Annotated in this window: 4 protein-coding genes; 3 read left to right on the top strand and 1 reads right to left on the bottom strand. The window is 68.4% G+C overall.

Annotated elements, in window-relative coordinates:
- Positions 1–230: 230 nt before the first annotated feature.
- Complete coding sequence (locus MHY20_RS11345) at positions 231–2453, bottom strand: HAD-IB family hydrolase (RefSeq protein ID WP_239376865.1); 2223 nt, start codon at positions 2451–2453, stop codon at positions 231–233.
- 109 nt (positions 2454–2562) lie between these two features.
- Between MHY20_RS11345 and MHY20_RS11340 the strand changes: the two genes are divergently transcribed.
- The 3 genes from MHY20_RS11340 to MHY20_RS11330 are packed head-to-tail and all read left to right on the top strand — an operon-like array spanning position 2563 to position 5725.
- The gene (locus tag MHY20_RS11340) at positions 2563–3336 is read left to right on the top strand and encodes an SDR family NAD(P)-dependent oxidoreductase (RefSeq protein WP_239376863.1); all 774 of its coding nucleotides are present in this window, start codon (positions 2563–2565) and stop codon (positions 3334–3336) included.
- Positions 3333–4031: a lysophospholipid acyltransferase family protein gene (locus tag MHY20_RS11335; RefSeq protein WP_239376861.1), complete on the top strand. Its 699-nt coding sequence runs from the start codon at positions 3333–3335 to the stop codon at positions 4029–4031. Before MHY20_RS11340 ends, MHY20_RS11335 begins: the two co-directional genes overlap by 4 nt.
- Complete coding sequence (locus MHY20_RS11330; protein ID WP_239376859.1) at positions 4028–5725, top strand: FAD-binding oxidoreductase; 1698 nt, start codon at positions 4028–4030, stop codon at positions 5723–5725. The genes MHY20_RS11335 and MHY20_RS11330 overlap by 4 nt, the downstream gene beginning before the upstream one ends.
- The last annotated feature ends 34 nt before the right edge of the window (positions 5726–5759 follow it).

The raw sequence follows: 5759 nt of genomic DNA, 5'->3' as shown, positions 1-5759 counted from the left end.
GTCAACGCGTGTCTCTCGACCGGGCGGCAACACCCCCCGGACCATCAATGGCAGGGCAACAAAGCCATACCCGGCCGAGCGACCAGACCCCGTCCATCGGGGTGCTCACAAGGTAACGGGGTGATGGGGCGTCCCCGAGCGGAACGCCCTTTCCTACACTATGCCCCCGTTCGGCGGTGTCAGCGGGACCCTTGTCGGGCAGCGACCGTCGACCCCTCAGCGCGGGACCGTCACTTCCAGTCGAGGACCTGCCAGCGCTGCTTCTTCGCCTCCGCGTACAGTCCCAGGTCGGGGGAGATGGCCGACGGGTGCCCCAGCAGCCGCAGCCATGACGCATCGGCGACGGAGTCGCCGTAGCCGTAGGACTTCGTGAGGTCGAGGCCGTGCTCGTCGGCGTACTTCCGCAGCCAGTTCGCGCGCGCCTCATCCACCACCGGCGGGGTCGCGAGGTAGCCGGTGAGACGGCCGTCGTCGCCGAGATGCATGCGGGTGGCGACCACGTCATCGAACAGGTCCGCGATCGGCTCCACGAGCAGATCGAGCGCACCGGTCACGAGCACGGTGCGGTGACCGGCCTTCCGGTGCTCCTCGATGCGGGCGCGGGCCTCGTCGCGGATGGAGGCGCGGATCTTCTCCCCGAGCTCCCCGGACAGCACACCGCGCAGCTCCGCGGGGGTGTACCCCCGGTAGCGGCGGTTCACGGACCGGATGAACTCCGAGCGGTCCCGGGACTCCGCCAGCAGGTACTGCGGCAGCGCGGACGCCAGCTTCGCGCTCTCGGCTGCCCAGGCGCGGCGAGGGCGAGTGGCGCGCATGATCGACAGGTACTGCTGCACGATGTTCTGCGCGATGACGGTGCCGTCGAGGTCGAACACGGCGAGGACGTCCGAGCCCTCCTTCAGAGCGGCGGGGCCTCGGGCCTCGCGGCGGCGCTGGGCGGACTTCGCCCGCTTGTACGCCTTCGTCAGCTCGGTGAGGGCCGGCAGGTGCTGCTTCTGGAAGAAGTCCTTCCAGTTGATGACGGTGACGTCGAAGTCGTTGGTGGCGAGGAAGTCCGCCGGCAGCTCCTCCCGGAGAGCGCGGGTGTTCGCGTCGTCGAACACCATTTCGGTCTTCGTGTAGTGGCGGTACAGGTCGGTGAACTTCCGCAGGGTCTCCAGGCCGCTCACGGTCCTATGCAGCTGGCCGGCCCACTGGCGGGTGCGCTTCGTGCCCGGCAGCTGGCTGGTGATGAGCTGCGCGGTCTTCGCGGCCTTCTGAGTCGCCCAGAAGCGCGCCTCGATGAGCTGCACGGACGGGAACGACCACGTGGGGACCTCGATGGGGCTGCCGTCATCGTCGGTGAGGGGGTGCTCCTGGAAGTAGCCCTGCACCGCGGACACCATCTCGTGGAACGGCAGCGGGTTGGAGGAGCCGGAGACGACCTGGAAGTAGGCGTCATCGCCGCGGCGGGACACGTCCTGCGTGGCGAGCGCGGTGATGACGTTGACGATGAAGTCGACCGGGATGATGTCGAGGATGGAGTCGGCGAGGCCGGGGAATTCCGGCAGGCGGCCGTTGCCGTACGCCATGATCAGCGGGTCGGCGACCTTGTAGCCGTCCAGCCAGCCCGGGTAGGGGCGGCGCAGTGCCGACTCGATGATGGAGGGGCGCACCACGGACAGGCGGTGGCCCTTCTGGGCCCACAGCTCCTCGGCGACGCGCTCCGCCATCGCCTTGGTGAAGGTGTAGATGTCGGTCCAGCCAAGGGAGTTGGCGCGCTGCAGGCCGTAGTCCTGGAGGCGCTCGTGGACCCAGTCCTGGCGGGCGCGCTCCGCGACCTCCGCGCTGGCCTTCGGACCCATCTTGCCGGCCTCGAAGGCGGCGCGGCGCATCAGCCGGCGCAGCACCTCCGGAGTGCGGGACTGCGCTTCGACCCGGTCCTTCGCGGCGAGCGCCATGTCGTACTCGGCGCGCCAGTCAGCGGTGTGGGTGAGGCGGCCCTCGCGGCGCAGGCCCTTGGCGAGGCCGGACACGTACGCGGTGGAGACGTGGATGACGTGCGGGTCCTGATCGGACTCCAGCAGCGCCTCGTACAGGTTCTTCGCGCCGCCCACGTTGGTGGCGAACGCTTCGTTGATCGGCGGGTCGAAGGACACCGAGGAGGCGGAGTGGATGACCACGTCGAGCTTCTGCGTCAGCGGCGGCATCGCGGTGAGATCGCCTTCGAGGACGTCGACCCGGTCGGCGAGGGCCGACGCGACCTCCTCCTTGCTGGTGCGCTCAGCCCAGGAGGTGAACACGGGCTTGCGCAGCAGACCTTCGAGGCGCTTGCGCCCGGTCTGGGAGCCCTTGGGTCGGATCACCGCGGTGACGCGGACATCGGGGTGGTTCTCCAGCAGGTCCTGGAGGACGGCCTGTCCCAGGAATCCGGTGACGCCGGTGAGCAGGATCTGCGAGTGAGCATTCGCCATGACGAGGTCGTTCTCCCAGGTGGAATCGGGTGATGTGGGCCGTCGTGACCCCTCCCGCGAGGCGCCTGGAGGGGCTGAGGGCAGTGCGGCCTAGTGTATCGTAGGGCGCATGCACAGGGCCCTCATCACCGGCGGAACGTCAGGTATCGGGGCGGCCTTCGCCAGGGCCTTCGCACAGCGCGGCGCTGACCTGGTGATCGTGGCCCGCAACCCCGAACGACTCGACGCCTTCGCCTCGGACATCCGTTCCCGATACGGCGTGGACGTCGAGACCATCGAGGCTGATCTGGTCCACCGCGATGACCAGCAGCGGATCGTGGAGCGCCTCGAAGCGGACCCGCCGATCGACATCCTCGTCAACAACGCCGGCTTCTCCGTCCGGTCCGACATCCTCGGCGAGGACCTCTCCCTGCACGACGACGGCCTCGAAGTGATGGTCCGCGCCGTCTACCACCTGTCCGGCGCCGCCGGCCGCACCATGGCGGCGCGCGGCGAGGGCACCATCATCAACGTCACCTCCACCTCCGGATACGTGCCGCAGAACAACTACTCCGCCATCAAGGCGTGGGCGCAGATCTACACGGAGGCCCTGTCGGTCCGCCTCGCCGGCACGGGTGTGCGGGTGGTGGCGCTCGCCCCCGGTTGGGTGCGCACCGAGTTCCACGAGCGCGCCGGCATCAAGGGGACCTCGATCCCGGGCTTCCTGTGGCTGGACCCGGACCGCCTCGTGGAGGAGTGCCTGCGTGACGCCGCCGCCGGCCGCGTCATCTCCATCCCTTCGAAGAGGTTCAAGCTGATCGTGGCGCTCTCCCGCCTCGCGCCGCGCTCCATCATCCACCGAGTGAGCGCCTGGCTGACGGCGCGGAGGAACAAAGAGAAGTGAATCAGTACCACGACCCGGCCCTCTACCGGTCCCGCTGGCGGTCGCGGATCCGTCGGCTGCTCCAGCGCGGCGTCTTCCGCAGCATCGTCGGGTCGGTGGTGACCCAGACGATCAGCGTGCACCCGTCGGTTCACAAGGTCCGCGGCGCGTTCGTCCTGGTCGCGAACCACTCCTCGCACCTGGATGCGCCGATGCTGATGCAGGGCCTGCCGATCAAGCAGGCGCGCTACCTGTCCACGGGCGTGGCACGCGAGTACTTCTTCGAGGTGTGGTACCGCCGCATCTTCGTGCGCTGGATGTTCAACGCGTTCCCGATCGACCGCGACGGCTCGAAGAAGAACTCGGGCCTCAGCCGCCGCCTGCTGAAGGCCGGGGTGCCGATCCTGGTGTTCCCGGAGGCGACCCGCTCCACGACCGGCCGCATGGCCGAGTTCAAACCGGGCGCGGCTGCGCTCGCCACCGGGGTGGGCACCCCTGTGATCCCGGCGGCGCTGATCGGCGGGCATGAGGCGATGCCGAAGGGCCGCAATTGGCCGAAGCCGGGCAAGCCGCCCGTCGGGGTCGTGTTCGGTGAGCCGATGCGCCCGTTCGAAGGGGAGGTCGTCACCGACTTCTCCGCGCGCGTGCAGGCCACCGTTGCCGAACTGTACGAATCGAATTACCGCACTGTGATGGGGGAGGAGCTGAGCGAATGATCTCGGCAGCTGATGTGAAGCGCCACAAGTGGTGGGGCTGGGGACTGGACGATGTCACGTTCCGCTTCGACAACAAGCCGCTGTTCGCGCCGCTGGTGAAGGAGAAGGTCGGTCTCGACCTCGACGCCATCACGCCGCGCCCCGAACCGCAGCTGTCCGACTATGAGGTGCCGGCGAGCGTGCTGTCCTCGGAGGACGCCGCCGCGCTGACCGCGATCGTCGGCTCGGAGAACGTCCGCACGGACGACGAGTACCGCGTGGTGCACTCCTTCGGCCGCTCCGTCACAGACCTGTTCCGCGCCCGCACCGGCGACTTCCGCCGCATCGTGGATGCTGTCGTGTATCCGGCGAGCGACGAGGAGGTGCAATCGATCCTCCGCCTCGTGGTGGAGCGCGACCTCGTGGTCATCCCGTTCGGCGGCGGCTCCTCCATTTCCGGCTCCGTCACCCCCGATGTGGACGAGAAGCGGGCAATCATCACCCTGAATCTGGGCCGGATGCGCCGCGTCCTCGACATCGACGACACCGCTGGCCTCGCCCGCGTCCAGGCCGGCGTGTACGGCCCGGACCTGGAGGAGCAGCTGCAGGAGCGCGGCTGGACGATGGGCCACTTCCCGGATTCGTTCGCGTACTCCACGCTCGGCGGCTGGGCCGCGACCCGCTCCTCGGGCATGCAGTCGGACAAGTACGGCGACATCGAGGGCATCGTGCGCGGGCTGCGCCTCGTGCAGGCCGACGGGGTCATCGACACCAAGCCGATTCCGGGCCGCGATTCCGGGTCCTCCGTGCACGAGATGGTGCTGGGTTCGGAGGGCCGCCTCGGTGTGATCACGGAGTGCACGGTGCGGGTGCACCGCGTCGCGCCGGTGCGCGAGGTCATCGCGTACATGTACCCGGATTGGGAGAGCGGTGTGCGCGGCATGCACGCGATCGCCCGCTCGGAGGTGCATCCGGTGTTCACGCGCCTGTCGGACGGCCCGGAGACCCGCTTCTCGCTGGCGATGGTGAAGGAGCCGGAGTCGCGGAAGTCGAAGGCGATGGCGAAGGTCCAGGAGGGCCTGTTCGCGTACCTGCGCTCGAAGGGCTGGGACACCCGTGAGGAGATGTGCATCTCCTACGTGTGCTTCGAGGGGACGAAGCAGCATGTGGAGCGGGAGAAGTCCGCGGTGAAGCGGATCGTGAAGTCCGTCGGCGGCATCACGCTCGGCGCCGGCCCCGGCAAGATCTATGACCAGAAGAAGTTCGACACCCCGTACCTGCGGGACTTCCTGCTGGGGATGAACGTGTACGGCGATGTCTCGGACACCGGCACCACGTGGTCGCGCCTGAACGAGATGCACTCCTCGGTGTACGACGCGTTCTACAGGAAGCTCGACGAGATGGGGCTGCGCGGCTTCATGTTCTGCCACATGAGCCACAGCTACCACCAGGGCGCGTGCCTGTACTTCACGTTCGCTGTTCCGTACGAGTCGGATGAGCGAATGCTCGAGGAGTACACGGCGCTGAAGCACACGATCCAGCAGGAGTTCATGCACCACCTGGGCACCGTGAGCCACCACCATGCGGTGGGGACGGAGCATCAGCCGTGGATCGCTGAGGACATCACCGAGGGCGGCGTGCGGATGCTGAAGGATCTGTACGCGGCGCAGGACCCGGGCGGCAACTTCAACCCGGGCAAGATCGTCACGCCGTAGCCCCGTCGGCGCCCCTGCCCCACGGCCGAATCCC

Origin of the sequence: Helcobacillus sp. ACRRO (assembly GCF_022347125.1) — a bacterium.
GTDB classification, from domain to species: Bacteria; Actinomycetota; Actinomycetes; order Actinomycetales; family Dermabacteraceae; genus Helcobacillus; species Helcobacillus massiliensis.
Note: the sequence above shows the minus strand (reverse complement) of the source record. Positions and strands in the feature narration are given on the sequence as shown.